General features: G+C 71.9%; 12 protein-coding genes. 6 read left to right on the plus strand and 6 right to left on the minus strand.

Translation table 11 applies throughout. The features are described from left to right. Positions 1 to 226 precede the first annotated feature (226 nt). The gene (locus ACFV9G_RS28030; RefSeq protein ID WP_378732434.1) at positions 227 to 1,951 is read right to left on the minus strand and encodes a gamma-glutamyltransferase family protein; all 1,725 of its coding nucleotides are present in this window, start codon (positions 1,949 to 1,951) and stop codon (positions 227 to 229) included. A gap of 132 nt (positions 1,952 to 2,083) precedes the next feature. Here ACFV9G_RS28030 and ACFV9G_RS28035 point away from each other — a divergent pair, with 132 nt between their 5' ends. Next, positions 2,084 to 3,205, plus strand: a complete 1,122-nt coding sequence (locus ACFV9G_RS28035; RefSeq protein ID WP_378732413.1) for a calcium:proton antiporter — start codon at positions 2,084 to 2,086, stop codon at positions 3,203 to 3,205. A gap of 4 nt (positions 3,206 to 3,209) precedes the next feature. Here the strand turns inward: ACFV9G_RS28035 and ACFV9G_RS28040 are convergent, their stop codons facing one another. Genes ACFV9G_RS28040 through ACFV9G_RS28050 form a run of 3 tightly spaced genes read right to left on the minus strand, consistent with a single transcriptional unit; the run spans position 3,210 to position 8,739 of the window. Beyond that, positions 3,210 to 6,569 carry an ATP-binding protein gene (locus tag ACFV9G_RS28040; RefSeq protein WP_378732436.1) on the minus strand — a complete coding sequence of 1,120 codons (3,360 nt, stop codon included), beginning with the start codon at positions 6,567 to 6,569 and terminating at the stop codon, positions 3,210 to 3,212. A 2-nt stretch (positions 6,570 to 6,571) separates the two neighbouring features. Continuing rightward, positions 6,572 to 7,234, minus strand: a complete 663-nt coding sequence (locus ACFV9G_RS28045) for a DUF4194 domain-containing protein (RefSeq protein WP_378732415.1) — start codon at positions 7,232 to 7,234, stop codon at positions 6,572 to 6,574. Beyond that, positions 7,231 to 8,739, minus strand: a complete 1,509-nt coding sequence (locus ACFV9G_RS28050; RefSeq protein ID WP_378732417.1) for a DUF3375 domain-containing protein — start codon at positions 8,737 to 8,739, stop codon at positions 7,231 to 7,233. Before ACFV9G_RS28050 ends, ACFV9G_RS28045 begins: the two co-directional genes overlap by 4 nt. A 99-nt stretch (positions 8,740 to 8,838) precedes the next feature. On the opposite strand from ACFV9G_RS28050, the gene ACFV9G_RS28055 reads away from it, so the two are divergent. Then, positions 8,839 to 10,017: an Ig-like domain-containing protein gene (locus ACFV9G_RS28055; protein ID WP_378732419.1), complete on the plus strand. Its 1,179-nt coding sequence runs from the start codon at positions 8,839 to 8,841 to the stop codon at positions 10,015 to 10,017. Here ACFV9G_RS28055 and ACFV9G_RS28060 read toward each other — a convergent pair. Both ACFV9G_RS28060 and ACFV9G_RS28065 read right to left on the minus strand, forming a co-directional pair. Then, positions 10,014 to 10,448, minus strand: coding sequence for an SRPBCC family protein (locus ACFV9G_RS28060; protein WP_378732424.1), 435 nt, complete (start codon positions 10,446 to 10,448; stop codon positions 10,014 to 10,016). The two genes, ACFV9G_RS28055 and ACFV9G_RS28060, sit on opposite strands and share 4 nt — an antisense overlap. 14 nt (positions 10,449 to 10,462) lie before the next feature. Further along, positions 10,463 to 12,139, minus strand: a complete 1,677-nt coding sequence (locus ACFV9G_RS28065) for a putative PEP-binding protein (protein ID WP_378732426.1) — start codon at positions 12,137 to 12,139, stop codon at positions 10,463 to 10,465. A 122-nt stretch (positions 12,140 to 12,261) separates the two neighbouring features. On the opposite strand from ACFV9G_RS28065, the gene ACFV9G_RS28070 reads away from it, so the two are divergent. The 4 genes from ACFV9G_RS28070 to ACFV9G_RS28085 are packed head-to-tail and all read left to right on the plus strand — an operon-like array spanning position 12,262 to position 16,325. Further along, on the plus strand, positions 12,262 to 13,029 hold the full coding sequence (locus ACFV9G_RS28070) for a DeoR/GlpR family DNA-binding transcription regulator (RefSeq protein WP_378732428.1): 768 nt from the start codon (positions 12,262 to 12,264) through the stop codon (positions 13,027 to 13,029). Then, positions 13,026 to 13,979: a 1-phosphofructokinase family hexose kinase gene (locus ACFV9G_RS28075; protein ID WP_378732430.1), complete on the plus strand. Its 954-nt coding sequence runs from the start codon at positions 13,026 to 13,028 to the stop codon at positions 13,977 to 13,979. The genes ACFV9G_RS28070 and ACFV9G_RS28075 overlap by 4 nt, the downstream gene beginning before the upstream one ends. Next, positions 13,976 to 16,030 (plus strand): fructose-specific PTS transporter subunit EIIC, encoded by a 2,055-nt coding sequence (locus ACFV9G_RS28080; RefSeq protein ID WP_378732438.1) that lies wholly within the window; start codon positions 13,976 to 13,978, stop codon positions 16,028 to 16,030. The genes ACFV9G_RS28075 and ACFV9G_RS28080 overlap by 4 nt, the downstream gene beginning before the upstream one ends. 37 nt (positions 16,031 to 16,067) lie before the next feature. Beyond that, positions 16,068 to 16,325 carry an HPr family phosphocarrier protein gene (locus ACFV9G_RS28085; protein ID WP_378732432.1) on the plus strand — a complete coding sequence of 86 codons (258 nt, stop codon included), beginning with the start codon at positions 16,068 to 16,070 and terminating at the stop codon, positions 16,323 to 16,325. Positions 16,326 to 16,417 lie beyond the last annotated feature (92 nt).

The following is a 16,417-nucleotide window of genomic DNA, read 5'->3' on the forward strand; positions in this document are numbered from 1 at the left end:
GACCGCGAAGCGGCCGGCGAAGCCGGCGCCCGAAGGGCGTCCTTGACGCGGCACGTGATCGAGAAACACTCAAAGCAAGGGTCGGCGGCGAACCCTGCAACGAAGCACAGTCGCCAAGCGAGCTCTCCCGAGCAAGAGGACCGTGTTGGTCTCGACACGCCTCCGCCTAGCGGCTCCGGCGGCTCGACCAGCGGGGAAAGCCCAGCGGCCACACCAACAGGAACCGTCAGCGCCCAACTGCGTAACCCTGAGCCCCCCGAGCATTGGCAGCAGCAGAAAGCGTGCCGGTGTCCGGATCACGAGTGACCGCAGAGAGCCGCCCAAGAGACCAGTCGCCGCTCAGCTCGACAACATGACCCCGACGCCGCAGCCCGTCGACGACAGAAGCACCGAGGCGGTCTTCGAGCACCGCACCGCCAGGGGTCCAGGTCCGCGGCCAGAAGGACCCAGGGAAGGAGGTTGAGTGGAGCGCGGGAGCGTCGATGGCCTCCTGCGGCGAGTAGCCGCCGACGATCGTTCGCAGCAGGTAGAGCAGCTGCCACTGGTCCTGCTGATCGCCTCCGGGGGACCCGACGGCGGTGACGGCGTGCCCCTCACGCAGGACGAGTGTGGGCGTGAGGGTCGTGCGCGGTCGGCGGCCAGGAACCAGGGTGGAGGGCAGGCCGGGCTCGAGCCAGGTCATCTGCAGCCGGGTGCCGAGGCAGAAGCCGAGCTCGGGGATCGTCGGCGACGACTGCAGCCACCCGCCCGAGGGGGTGACCGCGATCATGTTGCCCCAGCGGTCGGCGACGTCGATGTGGCAGGTGTCGCCGCGGGTCACACCCTCGCGCGAGACGGTTGGCTCCCCCACACCGGAGGCGGCTGCGGCCGGGTCGTAGGTCTCGCGCAGCGGCGGGAAGGTCGTCGCACCCAGCCCTGGCCTGACCTCGGCCGAGGCGACATCGGTGATCAGAGGGCGGCGGCCGGCGGCGTACTCCTGGGAGAGGAGGGTCTCGATCGTCGCCGGGTCGGCACCGTCGCCGTAGTGCGCGTCGCGGTCGGCGAAGGCGAGCTTGGTCGCCTCCAGGATCGTGTGTGCGCCGTCGGGGTTGCTCGGGTCGAGCAGCGCGTCGTCGAGCGGCTCGAGCAGGTTGAGGGTCTGCAGCAGTACCGGCCCCTGCGTCCACGGCCCGGCCTTCGCGATCGTGTGGCCCCGGAACTCCGTCGTCAGCGGCTTCTCGTACGCAGCCGAGAACCCGGCCATGTCGGCCGCCGTGATCACCCCGGAATGATCGGTTCCGGAGGAGTGGCGGTGCGGGGTGCGTACGAACTGCTCGATCGCCTCGGCGACGAAACCGCGCCCCCACGCGGCCCGCGCCGCGTCGATGCGCTCCTCACGGGTCACGGCACCGTCACCGGCGGCCACGAGGCGATCGAGCACGGCGGCGTAGGCCTCATTGCGGACCATCGTGTCCGGCTCAGGCAGCTCGCCGTCGACGAGCCAGTGGGCGGCCGAGGTGGGCCAGTGGTCGCGGAACAGGTCGGCGACGGCCGCGATCGTGGAGACAGCCCGGCCCAGGATCGGGTGGCCGTTGCGGGCGTAGTCGATGGCGTAGGCGAGCACCTCGCCCAGCTCCCAGGTGCCGTGGTCGCGCAGCAGCATCAGCCAGGCCTCGACCGCGCCCGGCACGGCGGCGGCGAGCGCGCCCGAACCCGGGACCAGCTCGAGCCCCTCGGCGCGCATGTGCTCGACCGATGCCGCCGCGGGCGCCGGCCCCTGGCCCATCAGCACCGTCGGCGCACCGTCGGCAGGAGCGAAGATCCCGACCAGGTCACCGCCCGGCCCGTTGAGGTGGGGTTCGACCACGTGCAGCACGAACCCACCCGCGACCACGGCGTCGAAGGCGTTGCCGCCGCGCTCGAGCACCGCCTGCGCGGCACCGCTGGCCAGCCAGTGCGTGGAGCCGACCATGCCGAACCTCCCCAGCAGATCGGGACGGGTCTTGAACGCGGCGGGAGGGGTGTAGGCGGAAGGCACACCCTCAGGTTACGAGCGCGTGTCGGGCATCATGTCCGCGGCCCGGTGCCGGGATAGGGTCGCCCCATGAGCGCACCAGCGGTACGGGGCCGCCTGCAGTGGTCAGTGGTTGTGCCGATCCTCGCCGTGGTGGTGCTGGTGTTCTCGTGGCCCCGCCACGACCACTGGACGATCCTGGCCGTGGTGGCAGCGGTGCTGATCGGTGCCGTGCTGAGCGCGGTCCATCACGCCGAGGTCGTCGCCCACAAGGTGGGTGAACCGTTCGGGTCGCTGATCCTCGCGGTCGCCGTGACGGTGATCGAGGTCGGGCTGATCGTGATGCTGATGACCAGCGGGGGCGACAACACCAGCACCTACGCCCGCGACACCGTCTTCGCGGCCGTGATGATCACCCTCAACGGCATCGTCGGGCTCTCGCTCATGGTCGGTGCCCTCAAGCACGGGCTGGTCAGCTTCAACGCCGCGGGCACCGGCTCGGCGGTCGCCACCGTGATCGCCCTGGCCGGTCTCACCCTGGTGCTGCCGACGTTCACGACGTCGGCGCAGGGCCCGCAGTACTCACCGTCTCAGCTCGCCTTCGCCGCCATCGCGTCGCTGGCGCTCTACGTCGCCTTCCTCTTCACCCAGACGGTCCGCCACCGCGACTTCTTCCTCCCCGTCACCAGCGACGAGCACGGCCGGATGACCGGGCTGGTCGACCTCGACGACGACGGCCACGCCGACCCGCCGTCGACTCGCGAGGCCGGCCTCAGCCTGGCTCTGCTCCTGGTCTCCCTCATCTCCGTGGTCGGCCTCGCGAAGGTCCTCTCCCCCACGATCGAGAGCACCGTCAAGAGCCTCGGATTCCCCTACGCCGTCGTGGGCGTCGTGATCGCCCTCCTCGTCCTCGCCCCCGAGTCGATCGCGGCGGTACGCAACGCCTCCCGCGACCGGGTGCAGGTCAGCCTCAACCTCGCCTACGGCTCGGCGATGGCATCGATCGGTCTGACCATCCCCACGATCGCGGTCGCGATGATCTGGCTCAGCGGCCCCCTCGAGCTCGGCCTCGCGCCCACCCAGATCGTGCTGCTGGTGATCACCGTCTTCGTCACCGGTCTCACCGTCGTCCAGGGCCGCGTCTACGCCCTGCAGGGCTTCGTCCACCTGGTCCTGCTGGCCGCATTCCTGTTCCTCTCGATGCAGCCCTAGCCGGTCACGAGGCCGGGACCTCCTCGAGACCCACTTCGAGCTTCGGGAACGAGTGGCCCTCGGCGTCCTTGAGCACCGTGTATTGCACGTCGACGTGGGGCTCGATGGCGCTGTGCTTGTCGTTGGGGGCGCCGATGACGAGCTGGAAGCCGAGACCTCGCCAGGCACCGATCGCGCGGCCGGTGAAGCGGGCGTCCGCCTTGATCAGCGCCTCGTCGAGGAAGACCGGTGCGTAGCGCGGCCGGTCGGCGCCGGCGTCGCCGAGCTGGTAGCGCAGCGCCGCGCCGACGATGAAGGCGACCAGCTCCTGCGACTCGCCGCCGGACTTCTCGCCGATGTGGTCGTAGAGGGCGACGTGCTCACCGCTGTCGGCGGTGACCTTCTCGGCGCTGACCCGAACGTGGTTGCGTACGTCGATCAGGTCGGCGAAGTCGGGTGCGGTGCGGCGCATGCGGTCGATGAGCCGCGACATCCGGTTGTAGGCCTGCTCCCGGGTGTCGTTGGCCGAGGCCTTCTCGATCAGGTCGCGCACCGCGCGGAGCTCCTTGCGGAAGCGGCCGCGCACCGCCGACTGGCCCTCCTGGGTGTCGATCCGCAGCCGGTGGCCGTCGTCGTTGAACGGCAGCCCGGCGAGGATCTGGTTGATCGGGTCGATCCGGTCACGGATCTCACGCACGGCCCGCGACAGGGTCGAGTCGAGGTTGGTCAGGTCGTTGCCCGACAGCTTGAGCAGGGAGTCGCGCCACTCGACCTCCAGCTCGTGCAGGCCGCTGGTCTGCAGCTCGTCGAGGAGACGGTCGAAGTCGGCGTAGGAGGCATCGGGGTCGGTGTGGAGGTTGGGGTTGGGCCAGCGCTCGAGGAAGGCCTCGAAGGTCTGCCGCAGCTGGGCGCGGGCGGCCCCGATCGTCTCCTGGGCAGCGGCGCGGTCGGTGTCGAGGCTCTCGCCCGCCCGGGCGAAGACGGCATCGAGCTCGGCGAGCGCGTCCTCGCGCCGGCCGGCATCCTCGCCGCCGGCCGCCTTGAAGAGCTGCTCGAGATAGTCGGCCTGGGCCGAGGCGACCTCGGTGCCCGACGCAGCCGCGTCCTCCAGCGCGTCCTTGGCCCGGTCGACCTGCTCGACGACGTCGCTCCAGCGCTCGTCGAGGTCCCTGACGGTGCTCTTGGCAGCGCCGATGCCCTCGCGCAGCGAGTCGACCTTGGCGCGAGCGCTCTTCAGCCGCTCCTGGATGGTGGCGATCTCCGGGTTGTCGGCGGTGACCTCCTCGATCACCGCGGCCCACCGGTCGCGTTCCGCGGTGGCTCCGGCGATGTCGACCTGGTCCCACGTCAGCGCGGAGACCGCCTTGAAGGACGTACGCCGCAGGTCGAGGTCCTTGATGGCGCGCTCGGCCTCACCGACCCCCACCTTCGCCGCCTCCGCGTCCGTGCGGGCGGTCTCAAGGAGCTCGGTGAGCTCGGCGACGCGGCGGGTGTTGGTGAAGCCGAGCACGTTGCCGCCGCCGTGGCCGCCGTGGGCGCCGCGGGTCCCCTGGGAGACCTGGCCGGTGACGGTCAGGGCCATCCGGTGCTGGCCGAGCAGCGCGGGCGTCTGGACGCAGACATAGCCGTGCCGCTCCGTCAGCCGCTTCTTGAGCCAGCCGGTGAACACGCCCCGGCGGTAGTCCAGGCGTCCCGGCAGGGTGCCCTCGTCGAGACCGTGCCCACCGTCCTTCAGGCCGGTCGGGACCGCCTCGTAGCGGATCCGCGTGCGCTGCCGCACCGACTCGATCGCCGCCCGGAAGGCGCCGACGTGAGCGGCGTCGACCAGCATCGTGGTCGCGAAGCCGCCCAGCGCCAGGTTGAACGCCTCGCGCCAGGCCTCGTGCTCGGTGCGTACCTCGACCAGCTCGCCGACGAACGGCATCTCCGCCGGGCTGAGCCCGGCGGCCTCGGCCAGCACCGCACGCGCCGCGCGCAGCGGCTCGGGGATGTTGTTCTTCGTCTTCTCGGCATCGGCGAGATCGCCCTCGAGCCGGCCCACCTGGCCGATTGCATCGGTCTCGGCCGAGCGAGCCGCTGCGTAGGCGTTGAGGGCGGTCGTGCGGGCATCGTCATCGACCAGGGCCTCTTGCGCGCTCGCCCGGAGGCCCTCGAACTCGCCAGGGGTCGTGGCCACCGCCCCGAGGACCGCCAGCTCCTTGTCGAGCGCCTCGCGGGCGCGGCGTACGTTGTCCACCCGGGTCTCGGCGGACCTGATCTCGCGGGTGGCCTCCTCGAGGCGCCGGCCACCGGAGGCGGCGACCGTGACCGCGAGCCCGTCGCGCTCGGACTCGGCGGCGTCGATGAGCGCCTGCTTCTCGGCCACCGCCTTCTCCGCGGCGCTCTTGCGGGCGCTGAGGTCCGCCTCCAGCTCGCTGAGCAGGTCGACCCGCTTGCCGGCACGCCAGAGCCCGGCGGGGGTGGCCTCGTCGCCGAAGACACCGATCCCGTCGATCACCTCGAGCCTGGCGGCGGCGTCCTCGATCGCTGCCCGGTGCTCGCGGATCGGGGTCAGCGCACGCACCTGCTGCTGGGCGGTGACCATCCGGTCGCGGGTCGCGGAGAGCTCGTCGAAGTGGGCGACGACGCCGTCGGCGGTCGCCAAGGTCTCGGGCTCCTCGAGCACCATCTTCTTGTAGAGGTCGTCGACCGTGGTGATCTGCTGCCCCGCCTGGATCCTTCCCAGCAGGTTGACAGCCTTCTCCCCGTCTCCCGCGGCACCGATCCCGAGCGCGGAGTGGATCCGCGCGGTGAAGTCGCGGTCGGTGTCGATCGGGGTCAGGCCGACCTCGGAGACCGAGGTGCGCGTGAACCGGTGAGCGGCCGCCGGCTCCAGAGAACGTACGTCGAAACCCGCCTCGGCCACGGCACGGAGCTTGGTCACGTCGTCGAGGTTCTTGGCGGACGCGGGAACGTACCAGGCACGGACCGCGGTGAAGCGAGCGCCGGTCTGGTCCTCCCAGGTCATCGCGATCGCCGACCAGGTGTCGCGACCGTCGCCGCGCAGCACCCGGATCTTGGTGCCCTCGGCGGTCTTCGCCTCGTCGATCTTGCCGCGCGCGTAGGAGAGGATGTTGCGCTGGTCCTGGCCGCGCGGACGGCCCACGACCCCACCGTTGGAGGCGCCGTTGAAGGGCGTCGTGTGCGGCATGATCAACGCGATGTAGGCGTCCATCAGCGTCGACTTGCCCGACCCGGACCCTCCGGTGAGCAGCGTCGCGGTCGGCGAGAAGCGCACCCGGTGGGCACCGTCGTAGCCGCCCCAGTTGACCAGCTGCAGCTCGCTCGCGACCCACTGCCGGCCGGTCGAGCGGGCGGGGATGAGGCCGAAGAGGCTGTCGATCATGTTCACTGCTGGTTCTCCTGCTCCTTCAGCCATGCCTTGAGCTCGGCGAGCTTCTCGACGCTCAGCACGATCTCGACGAGCGGCGTGATCCGGAAGCGGTCCTCGGACTCCTCCTCGATCAGCCCCTCGCGGGCGAGCCGCTCGACCGCCCGGCGGATCTCGCGGCGCGCGGCGGCGTCCCCGCTGGCGACGTCGAAGTAGGTGAGCACGGTCTGCTCCAGCTCGTCGGCGTCCACCCGTGCGGAGTTCTCCCCCGCGCCTCGCTCGCGCTGGAAGACGGTGCGCAGGTGGACCAGCACGAGCGTCTCGGCACGCGAGTAGGCGTCGTCCTTGAGGAGCACCGGCACGTCCAGCTCCTCCGAGCGCACCTGCCGCTTGTAGGCGATGCCGCGGTCGTGGTCGACGACGAGCCGCACGAACAGGTCGTGGAGCCGCGACTCGATCACCGCCTGGTGGTCGAGCAGCGTACGCCACTGCCGCGGGCTCCGCTCCGCGGTGATGAACCGGCGGCGCAGCAGCTGGACCAGCACCCGGCGTATGTCGGCGTCGAGGACGCCGCGGTCGCCGACGAAGAGCTCGGTCGGGTCGTCCTCCATCGAGACGGGCTCGATGAAGCCTTCCGGCTCGCTGCCGTAGGCGACCGCCTCGGTCTCGGTCTCACTCAACGCCCATCCCCTTTGCCAGTCCCCTCACCGTCTGCCTTCATCCTCACCCCGCCGAACGCGAACCTCCGGCGCACCCCGTCCGCGCGGACCGCCTCGATCGTGGCGATCTCGCCCGTCTCGTCCATGCCGCGCCGGTGGGCGATCTCGAGCAGCCCGAGCAGGTCGACCGGTCGCCGGATCTCCTCCGGCGCGGCCGCGAAGACCTCGGCCACGTCGACCGGCCCGCCGGGACGAGCAGCCAGGTAGGCGTCCAGATGGGCCTCGATCGCCCGGTAGCCCGGGCCGCCCCAGGCCTTGGTGTCCTCGACCGCGCTCTCCACATCTCCCCAGTCGGCTAGCGGTGCCGGCGGTTCCGGTGGTCGCAGCTCACCGACCGACTGGCGCAGGTGAGCGAGGTCGGCGACGGGCAGCCGGCGCAGCGGCTCGACGGACTCGGCCGGCCGCGAGGACGGCATCCATGCCTGGAAGCCGACCATCACATCGCGCAGCAGGTCGTCGACCTGCCGGTCGCGGGCCGGGTCGTGCGTACGCACCTGGGTGGTGATCACGTGGGATGCGGTCTGCTGGGCGGCCAGCACCTCGGCGACGCCCGTCTCGATCCGGCGTCCGACCGCGGCCAGCTCGGCCCGCTCGGGTGGACCCATCGCCTGCGTGAACCGGTGTCGCAGCACGGTGTGCAGGTTGGTCGCCAGGTCGTCGAGACGCCGTGGGTCTCCGACCATCCGCAGCGCACCGGCGAACGCCTTGCCCTCCGGGGTGGAGGCCATCACGTCCTTGCCGCGCTGCAGGTACTCGCGCAGGACCTCGCCTGCCGGACGTACGTCCTGGCGCAGATCGGTGACCACGTCACGCTGCATCGCCCGGATCGACTCGACCACCCGCGCGAAGTCGGCCGGGAGCTCACGGGTCAGATGGAGGATGTTCTCGGCCTGCTCCAGCAGGGTGTCGTCGTCGACGGCGTCGACCACGCCGGTGCGGTCCAAGCGCGCGATCTCGGCGCGGCGCTCGGAGATCTCCTCGGTCAGCCGCGCCACCCGGGTCAGCACGTCGGGGTCGGCGTCCAGGGCGAGCCGCTCGACCGCCTCCAGCAGCGTCCTGACCCGCGACTCCGAGACCCGCGCCCGCGACCCGCTCGCCCGTCCGGCGATCTCCAGGGCACCCACCGCATGCGCGGAGAGCCGGTAGACCTCGTCCTCGCCCTCGATCTGGCGCAGCAGCCACCCGGCGCGCACCCATTGGCGGCACAGCTCGCGCGCGGTGCCGACCGGGAGCATCACCTCGCCGCCCTCGCCCTCGGCATGGCCGGTGGCCCGGAGCCGGTCGAGCATGTCGCCGATCTCGGCGTGCGCGTCGGTCACGGGCACCGAGGATCGCTCAGAGGTGAAGGTCACCGAGAGCACCGCCACCACGAACGGCGCGAACCGTCCGTGCAGGAGGTCGAGCATCGGGTTCTTGAAGGCGGCCAGAGCCCCGGCGTACGCCGCCTCGACGCGAGTGTCACTCATCGGCAGATACCGTACGTGGCAGCACCGACAACACCACAACCTCCAGCACACGCGCGGACGTACCGAGAAATCGGTTGCCGCCTACCGCATAGTTATCCCATGCGGGTTCGTCCTCTTCCTGTCGTTGTGGCCGCGATGGCCCTGATCGCACTCTCCGGCTGCGCCGGCAGCTCCGAGAGCCCGGGGTCCGCGGGGAAGGGCGAGTCGGCCAGCGCCTCGCCGTCGGCGAAGCCCCTCGCCGCCGAGATCTCCCCCGCCGACGGTGCCAAGGACGTCCCGGTCGACAAACAGGTCACCGTGACCGCGACCGAGGGCGAGTTCACGAGCGTGAAGGTCGCCAAGCCCGACGGGCGCACCGTTCCCGGCTCGCTGTCGGAGGACAAGACGACGTGGACCGCCAACGACCTGCTCGACCCGGCGCTGCGCTACACGGTCACCGCGACCGGTGAGACCGGCACGGTCACCAGCAGCTTCACCACCCGCTCGCTCTCGCTGGCGCAGCAGACCTTCGCCACCATCGTCCCCGTCGACAAGTCCGAGGTCGGCGTCGGGATGCCGGTCGCGGTCTACTTCGACGTCCCGGTCAAGGACCACGCCTCCTTCGAGAAGCGCATGCACGTCACCTCGACCCCGGCCCAGACCGGCTCCTGGTACTGGGTCTCCGACACCGAGGCGCGCTACCGCCCGCAGCACTACTGGAAGCCCGGCACCACCATCAAGGTCGACCTCGACATCAACGGCGCCTCCGCCGGCGGGGACGTCTACGGCCAGCACAGCCGCAGCGCCACCTACAAGGTCGGCGACGCGCACGTCTTCAGGGTCAACGCCCGCACCCACCGGATGAAGGTCATCAGCAACGGCAAGGTGCTGCGTATCATCCCGGCGACCACCGGCAAGCCCGGCTTCACCACCCGCTCGGGGATCAAGGTCATCTCCGAGAAGCACCGGGTCAAGGAGATGCGCTCGGAGACGATCGGCATCTCCGACCAGGGCTCGAGCGACTACTACTCCCTCGACGACGTCGAGTACGCCATGCGCCTGACCAACTCGGGCGAGTTCATCCACGCCGCGCCGTGGTCGACCGGCTCCCAGGGCTACGCCAACGTCTCCCACGGCTGCACCGGCATCTCCACCGACAACGCCGCCTGGCTCTACGGCCTGGCCCGCATCGGCGACATCGTCGAGACCACCGGCACCGACCGGAAGATGGAGTGGGACAACGGCTTCGGCGACTGGAACCTGTCCTGGGCCGAGTACCAGAAGGGCTCCGCGCTCTAGCCGGACCCGACCGTCGCGACCAGCCCCTGCCGACAGCCGAGCATCATCTGCCGGTGGTTCCAGGCCAGCACCGGCCGTAGGGCGACCGAGGCCAACCCGAGCAGACCGCGTACGACGACCTCCTGCTCGAACACCATCCGGCTCCCGCGCGGGGCCGGTGTCAGCGTCCACCGGGCGAACCCGTCGAGGTCGCCGTCGAGGCCGACCTCCAGCGTCGGCAGGTCCCGGTTGACCGCGTGCAGCACGATCTCCAGGTCGTAGGGCAGCGCCGAACGGCACACCAGCAGAGCGTCGTCCTCACCGAGCTTCGCCACCGCTCGCACCTGCGGCCACCACTCGGGATAGCGCTCCAGGTCGACCAGTACGTCATGCACCGCTTCGGGCGATAGCGGCAGCTCCCAGGTCTCGGCGAAGGCGTAGCGCGCGGGCATGAGCCCAGTGTGCATCACCCCAGGAGCGTCGCGACCGCCTCGCGGCCCTGGGCGGGCGACAGCGCGCCGAGCGCGGCCTCGGCGGCTTCGTCGCACAGCGCGGCGGCGACGGATCCGAGGCGGGCGCCGACGGCGGGGACGGCGGCGGGGGCCATCGACAGCGAGGTGACGCCCAACCCGACGAGCACGGGGGCGAGCAGTGGGTCGGCGGCAGCCTCGCCGCAGATCCCGACGGGCTTGCCGGCCGTACGCCCCGCCTCGGCGGTGATGGCGATCAGCTGCAGCACCGCTGGCTGCCAGGGATCGGTGAGGTGGGCGAGGTCGGTGGCCAGCCGGTCCGCGGCCATGGCGTACTGGGTCAGGTCGTTGGTGCCGATGGAGAGGAAGTCGACCACCTCCAGCATCCGGTGGGCCAGCAGCGCCGCCGCGGGCACCTCGACCATGACGCCCGGCTTGAGGCCGCGGGCGCGGACCAGGGTGGCGAAGTCGGCGGCCTCCTGGACGGTGGCGACCATCGGTGCCATCACCCAGGTGTCGGCTCCGGTGCGCTCTGCGGCGATCGCCACGGCGCCGAGCTGACGCTCCAGCAGGCCGGGGTTGTCGGCGGCCAGCCGCAGGCCGCGCACGCCCAGCGCCGGGTTCTCCTCGCCCTCATGGGTCGCGAAGGCGATCGGCTTGTCCGAGCCCGCGTCCAGGGTGCGTACGACGACGTGGCCGCGGCCGGCGAAAGGTGCGAGCACCTCGGCGTAGACGTCGGCCTGCTCGGCCACGGTCGGCTCCTCGCGGCGGTCGAGGAAGCAGAGCTCGGTGCGGAAGAGGCCCACGCCCTCGACCTGACCGGCGGCCGCGTCGCGCGCCGAGGAGCCGTCGGCGACGTTGGCGAGGAGCGCCACGGGGTGGCCGTCGGCGGTGCGCCCGGGGCCGGCCCAGGAGGCGACCGACTGACGCCGAGCCAGATCGGCCTCGGCGCGGGCGGCGGCGTCCGGGCCGGGCTCGAGGTCGACGATCCCGGCCTGCCCGTCGACCAGGACAGGGGTCCCGGCGGCGATCCCGGTCGCGCCGGCCACGCCGACCAGGCAGGGGATGCCGAGCTGGCGGGCGATGATCGCGGTATGGCTGGTGGGGCCACCTCGCTCGGTGACCAGCGCCACGACACGGGCGGGGTCGAGGGCGGCGGTGTCGGAGGGCGCCAGGTCGGCGGCCACCAGCACGCACGGGGCCTCGGGAACGTCGACACCGGGCTCGGGCTCGCCGGCGAGATGGGCGAGGACCCGCCGTTCGATGTCGCGCAGGTCGGTGACCCGCTCGGCCATCAGACCACCCATGCCGCTGAACAGCGTGGCGAACTGCTCCACCGACGCCCGGACGGAGGCGACCAGTCCCTCCCCCGCACGCAGATGCTTCTCCACGGCGACGCGCAACCCCTTGTCCCGGGCCAGGCCTGCGCTCGCGCTCAGCACGGAGGCGGCCGCTCCGGAGGCGGTCTCGGCCCGGTGGGCGTACCCGTCGGCGACGTCGGTGGCGGCCGCCTCAAAGGCCGCGAGGGCGTCCTCGGGCCGGTCGAAACCGCGTCGTCCGAGGGCCTCGAGCGCGGCGGGATCGACCTCGGTCCGCACCACGTGCACGGGCGCCAGCACGATCCCCGGGACCACTGGAGTGCCGGAGAGGACAGGTGAGTGAGACGTGACCATGGCCACAAATATCTGCCCTGAACCCTTGACTAGTCAACACATTCGGGCATAAAACAACATATGTGGGCATTCACAACGCCGAAACCCACCCGAAACCACACTGATCTTTGAAGGAGGCCCGGATGTACGCCGAAGAGCGACAGATCGCGACGGCCCGTCTCGTCGCCGAGCGCGGGCGGATATCCGTGGCCGACATCGCCGAGCGGTTCGAGGTCACCACCGAGACCGTGCGGCGCGACCTCTCGACGCTGGAGCGACGGGGCCTGGTCCGCCGGGTGCACGGCGGCGCGGTGCCGGTGGAGACCATGGCCGTCCTCGAGTCGGCGCTCGGCGAGCGCGAGCAGACCTACACGGCGCAGAAGGACCGCATCGCCCAGGCCGCTCTCGCACTTCTCCCCGCCGCCGGCGGCACCATCGCCATCGACGCCGGCACGACGACCAGCAGGTTCGCCCACGCGCTTCCGCGCGACCACCAGCTCACGGTCGTGACCCACGCGGTCCCGGTGGCAGCACAGCTGGCCGGCAGCGCTCAGATCGAGCTCCACCTGCTGCCCGGTCGCGTCCGGCCGGCCACTCAGGCCGCGGTCGGCGCGGAGACCGTGGACGCGCTGAGCCGCCTGCGCGTCGACGTCACCTTCGTGGCCACCAACGGTCTGACGCTGGCCCACGGCCTGTCCACCCCCGACCACGAGGAGGCCGCGACGAAGCGAGCGCTGGTCAACGCCGCCCGCCGGGTCGTGTGCCTGACCGACTCCAGCAAGATCGGCGTCGAGACCACGCTCCGCTTCGCCGCGCTGGGAAACGTCGACGTGCTCGTCACCGACAGCGACATCGACGACGACGTCGCCGACGAGCTCCGCGAGAGCGGCCTCGAGGTGTTGATCGCATGATCGTCACCCTGACCGCCAACCCGAGCATCGACCACACCGTGATGCTCTCCAGCCCGCTGCGCCGCGGCGAGGTGCTGCGCGCCCAGGGCACCAGCTCGCAGCCCGGCGGCAAGGGCGTGAACATCTCCGGAGCGGCGTACGCAGCGGGCGTTCCCACCCGCGCCGTGCTCCCCTGCCCCGACCTCGACCCGATGGTCGCCGAGCTGCGTGCGTCGGGGCTCGACGTGGTCACCGTCGGGCCGGCCGGCCGGCCGCGGATCAACACCACCGTCACCGAGCCCGACGGCACGACGACCAAGCTCAACGGCCCGGGCGCCACCGCCACCCCGGCGCTGCTCGACGCCCTCGCCGCCCGGCTCGTCAAGGAGGCCGAGCTGGCCAGCTGGGTCGTCCTCGCCGGATCGCTGCCGCCCGGAGCCCCGTCCGGCTGGTACGCCGAGGTCGTGAGCGCGCTCCGCTCCACCGGCGTCCGCATCGCCGTCGACACCAGTGAGGCACCTCTCGAGGCGCTCGCCGCGGGGCTCCCGTCCGGCGCACCCGACCTGCTCAAGCCCAACGCCGAGGAGCTCGCCTCCATCACCGGTGCCGACTCCCTCGAGGACCCGGCCGCCGCAGCGGCGGCGGCCCGGAGCCTGGTCGACCGCGGCGTCACCGCCGTGCTCGCGACCCTCGGTGAGAGCGGCGCCGTCCTCGTCTCCGAGGAAGGCTCCTGGCACGCCACCCCGCCACCCACCGAGGTCGTCAGCACGGTCGGCGCCGGGGACAGCTCGCTGTTCGGCTATCTCCTCGCCGACCTGCGCGGACTCTCCGCCCCACAACGTCTCGGGCTCGCCGTCGCGTACGGCAGTGCAGCCGCCGGCCTCCCCGGCACCACCCTCCCCACCCCACCCCAGGTCCGCGCCGACCTCGTCACGGTTCGCGACCTCGACCCCATCACCGGAGGACTCTGATGTCCGCACTCATCGCCCCCGAGCTCGTGGCCCTCGACGCCGATCTCGGCCCCGACAAGCACGACGTCATCCGTGCCCTGGCCCAGCGCGTGGCCGACTCCGGCCGTGCCAGCGACCTCGACGCGCTCGTCGCCGACGCGTTCGCCCGCGAGGAGGTCTCCGCGACCGGCCTCCCCGGCGGCCTGGCGATCCCGCACTGCCGTACGTCCGGGCTCGACGAGCCCGTGGTGGCCTTCGCCCGGCTGTCACCGCCGGTCGACTTCGGCGCCAAGGACGGCCCCGCCGATCTCGCCTTCCTGATCGGCGCACCAGCAGGCGGCGACGCCACGCATCTGACCATCCTGACCAAGCTGGCCCGTGCCCTGGCCCGTCCTGAGTTCGGCCAGGCCCTGCGGGAGACCGACTCGGCCGAGGAGGCCGCCCGGACCGTTCTCGACGCGGTCGGCGACGGGCCTGCCCCGAGCGCGACACCGGCACCCGAACCGGCCCAGGCTGTGCCGGAGAAGCGCTCCCTGGTCGCGGTGACCGCCTGCCCGACCGGCATCGCCCACACCTACATGGCGGCCGAGGCGCTCCAGGCCGCAGCCGCACGGGCCGGGGTGGAGATCGCGGTCGAGACCCAGGGCTCGGCAGGGGCGACACCGTTGCCCGCCGAGACCATCGCGAAGGCCGACGCCGCCATCTTCGCCGTCGACGTCGGTGTCCGCGACCGGAGCCGCTTCGCCGACAAGCCGCTGGTCTCCTCCGGCGTGAAGCGTCCGATCGACGACGCCGACGCGATGATCGCCGAGGCGCTCGCCGCCGCCGAGGACCCGAACGCCGCCCGCGTGGAGTCCGGCAGGGGCGACTCGTCGCACTCCGCCGAGACCGCCTCGGAGAGCTGGGGCGGACGGACCCGTCGGGTCCTGATGACCGGCGTCTCCTACATGATCCCGTTCGTCGCCGCCGGCGGCCTGCTGATCGCGCTGAGCTTCCTGCTCGGCGGCTACGACATCACCGACGTCTACGGCGCGGTCATGGTCGACAACACGCTGACCAACCTGCCCGACGTCCAGGCTCTCGGTCTCGAGCACGCCCTCTTCGACAGCGGCCTCGCCGTCTATCTGGGCGCGCTGTTCTTCGTCATCGGCAAGACCGCGTTCATGCTGTTCATCCCGGCGTTGGCCGGCTACATCGCGTACGCCATCGCCGACCGCCCCGGCATCGCCCCGGGCTTCATCATGGGGGCGCTGGCCGCCAACCTGTTCGGTGTGGTCAACGCCGACGGCGTCGCGGCACCCGCGACCGGCTTCCTCGGCGCGATCGCAGGCGGGGTCCTCGCCGGCGTGATCGCCCACTGGGTCAGCGGGTGGCGTGTCCCGAGCTGGGCGCGGGGCCTGATGCCCGTGCTGGTGATCCCGCTGGTGACCTCGATCCTGGCCGGCCTGGTGATGATCATCGTGCTCGGCAAGCCGATCAACTGGCTGATGGAGCGGCTCACCGACGGGCTCGCCGCCCTGGACGGCACCAGTGCCGTCGCCCTCGGCGCCGTGCTCGGCCTGATGATGGCCTTCGACATGGGCGGCCCGCTCAACAAGGTCGCCTACAGCTTCGCCGCCACCGGGGTCGGTGCCGCCTCGCTCGCCGCCGACTCCCCCGAGCTGCGGATCATGGCCGCTGTGATGCTCGCCGGCATGGTCCCGCCGATCGCGCTGGCGCTGGCCACCGTCGTACGTCCCCAGCTCTTCACCCCCGCAGAACACGAGAACGGCAAGGCCGGGTGGCTGCTCGGCGCGTCGTTCATCACCGAGGGAGCCATCCCCTTCGCCGCAGGCGACCCGATGCGCGTCATCCCGGCGATCATGGTCGGCAGTGCCGTGACCGGTGGACTCTCCCAGCTCTTCGACGTCGGCGTCCGCGCACCGCACGGCGGCATCTTCGTCCTCTTCGCGGTCACCAACGTGCTCGGCTACCTGATCGCTCTGGCCGCCGGCGTCATCGTCGGCGCCGGCATGGTGATCGCGCTCAAGTCCCTCGGCCGCGCTCCGGTCCCGGCCGCAGCGACCAGCTGACCCGCCAACACATCCCGCAACCCACCGAAGGAGCATCATGCCCACCCAGACCGTCACCGTCGGCTCCGCCGTCGGCCTGCACGCCCGTCCCGCCGCGATCATCTCCGAGAAGGTCGACGAGCTCGGCGCCGAGATCACCCTGGCCGTCCCCGGCGGCGAGCCGGTCGACGCGGCCTCGTCCCTGCTGATCATGACCCTCGGCGCCGCCAACGGCGACAAGGTCGAGGTCACCGGCCCTGACCAGGCTGCGGTCGACGCCGTCGCCGCCCTCGTGGCGCAGGATCTCGACGCCTGAGCGAGGCGTCGCCCCCGTCGGGCGAGGGGGGGACCCCCGCGGGGGGGGTGGGGCGGGATGTGCGAAGCCGGCCCCGGGGGGGGGGCGGGGCG

It is taken from the genome of Nocardioides sp. NPDC059952 (assembly GCF_042730435.1).
GTDB lineage: Bacteria > Actinomycetota > Actinomycetes > Propionibacteriales > Nocardioidaceae > Nocardioides.

Excerpts from the sequence above, each read along its gene's own strand:
- ACFV9G_RS28030 (WP_378732434.1), bottom strand. The coding sequence starts at position 1,951 with ATGGTCGGCTCCACGCACTGGCTGGCCAGCGGTGCCGCGCAGGCGGTG.
- ACFV9G_RS28035 (WP_378732413.1), top strand. The coding sequence starts at position 2,084 with ATGAGCGCACCAGCGGTACGGGGCCGCCTGCAGTGGTCAGTGGTTGTG.
- ACFV9G_RS28040 (WP_378732436.1), bottom strand. The coding sequence starts at position 6,569 with ATGATCGACAGCCTCTTCGGCCTCATCCCCGCCCGCTCGACCGGCCGG.
- ACFV9G_RS28050 (WP_378732417.1), bottom strand. The coding sequence starts at position 8,739 with ATGAGTGACACTCGCGTCGAGGCGGCGTACGCCGGGGCTCTGGCCGCC.
- ACFV9G_RS28055 (WP_378732419.1), top strand. The coding sequence starts at position 8,839 with ATGCGGGTTCGTCCTCTTCCTGTCGTTGTGGCCGCGATGGCCCTGATC.
- ACFV9G_RS28060 (WP_378732424.1), bottom strand. The coding sequence starts at position 10,448 with ATGCCCGCGCGCTACGCCTTCGCCGAGACCTGGGAGCTGCCGCTATCG.
- ACFV9G_RS28065 (WP_378732426.1), bottom strand. The coding sequence starts at position 12,139 with ATGGTCACGTCTCACTCACCTGTCCTCTCCGGCACTCCAGTGGTCCCG.
- ACFV9G_RS28070 (WP_378732428.1), top strand. The coding sequence starts at position 12,262 with ATGTACGCCGAAGAGCGACAGATCGCGACGGCCCGTCTCGTCGCCGAG.
- ACFV9G_RS28075 (WP_378732430.1), top strand. The coding sequence starts at position 13,026 with ATGATCGTCACCCTGACCGCCAACCCGAGCATCGACCACACCGTGATG.
- ACFV9G_RS28085 (WP_378732432.1), top strand. The coding sequence starts at position 16,068 with ATGCCCACCCAGACCGTCACCGTCGGCTCCGCCGTCGGCCTGCACGCC.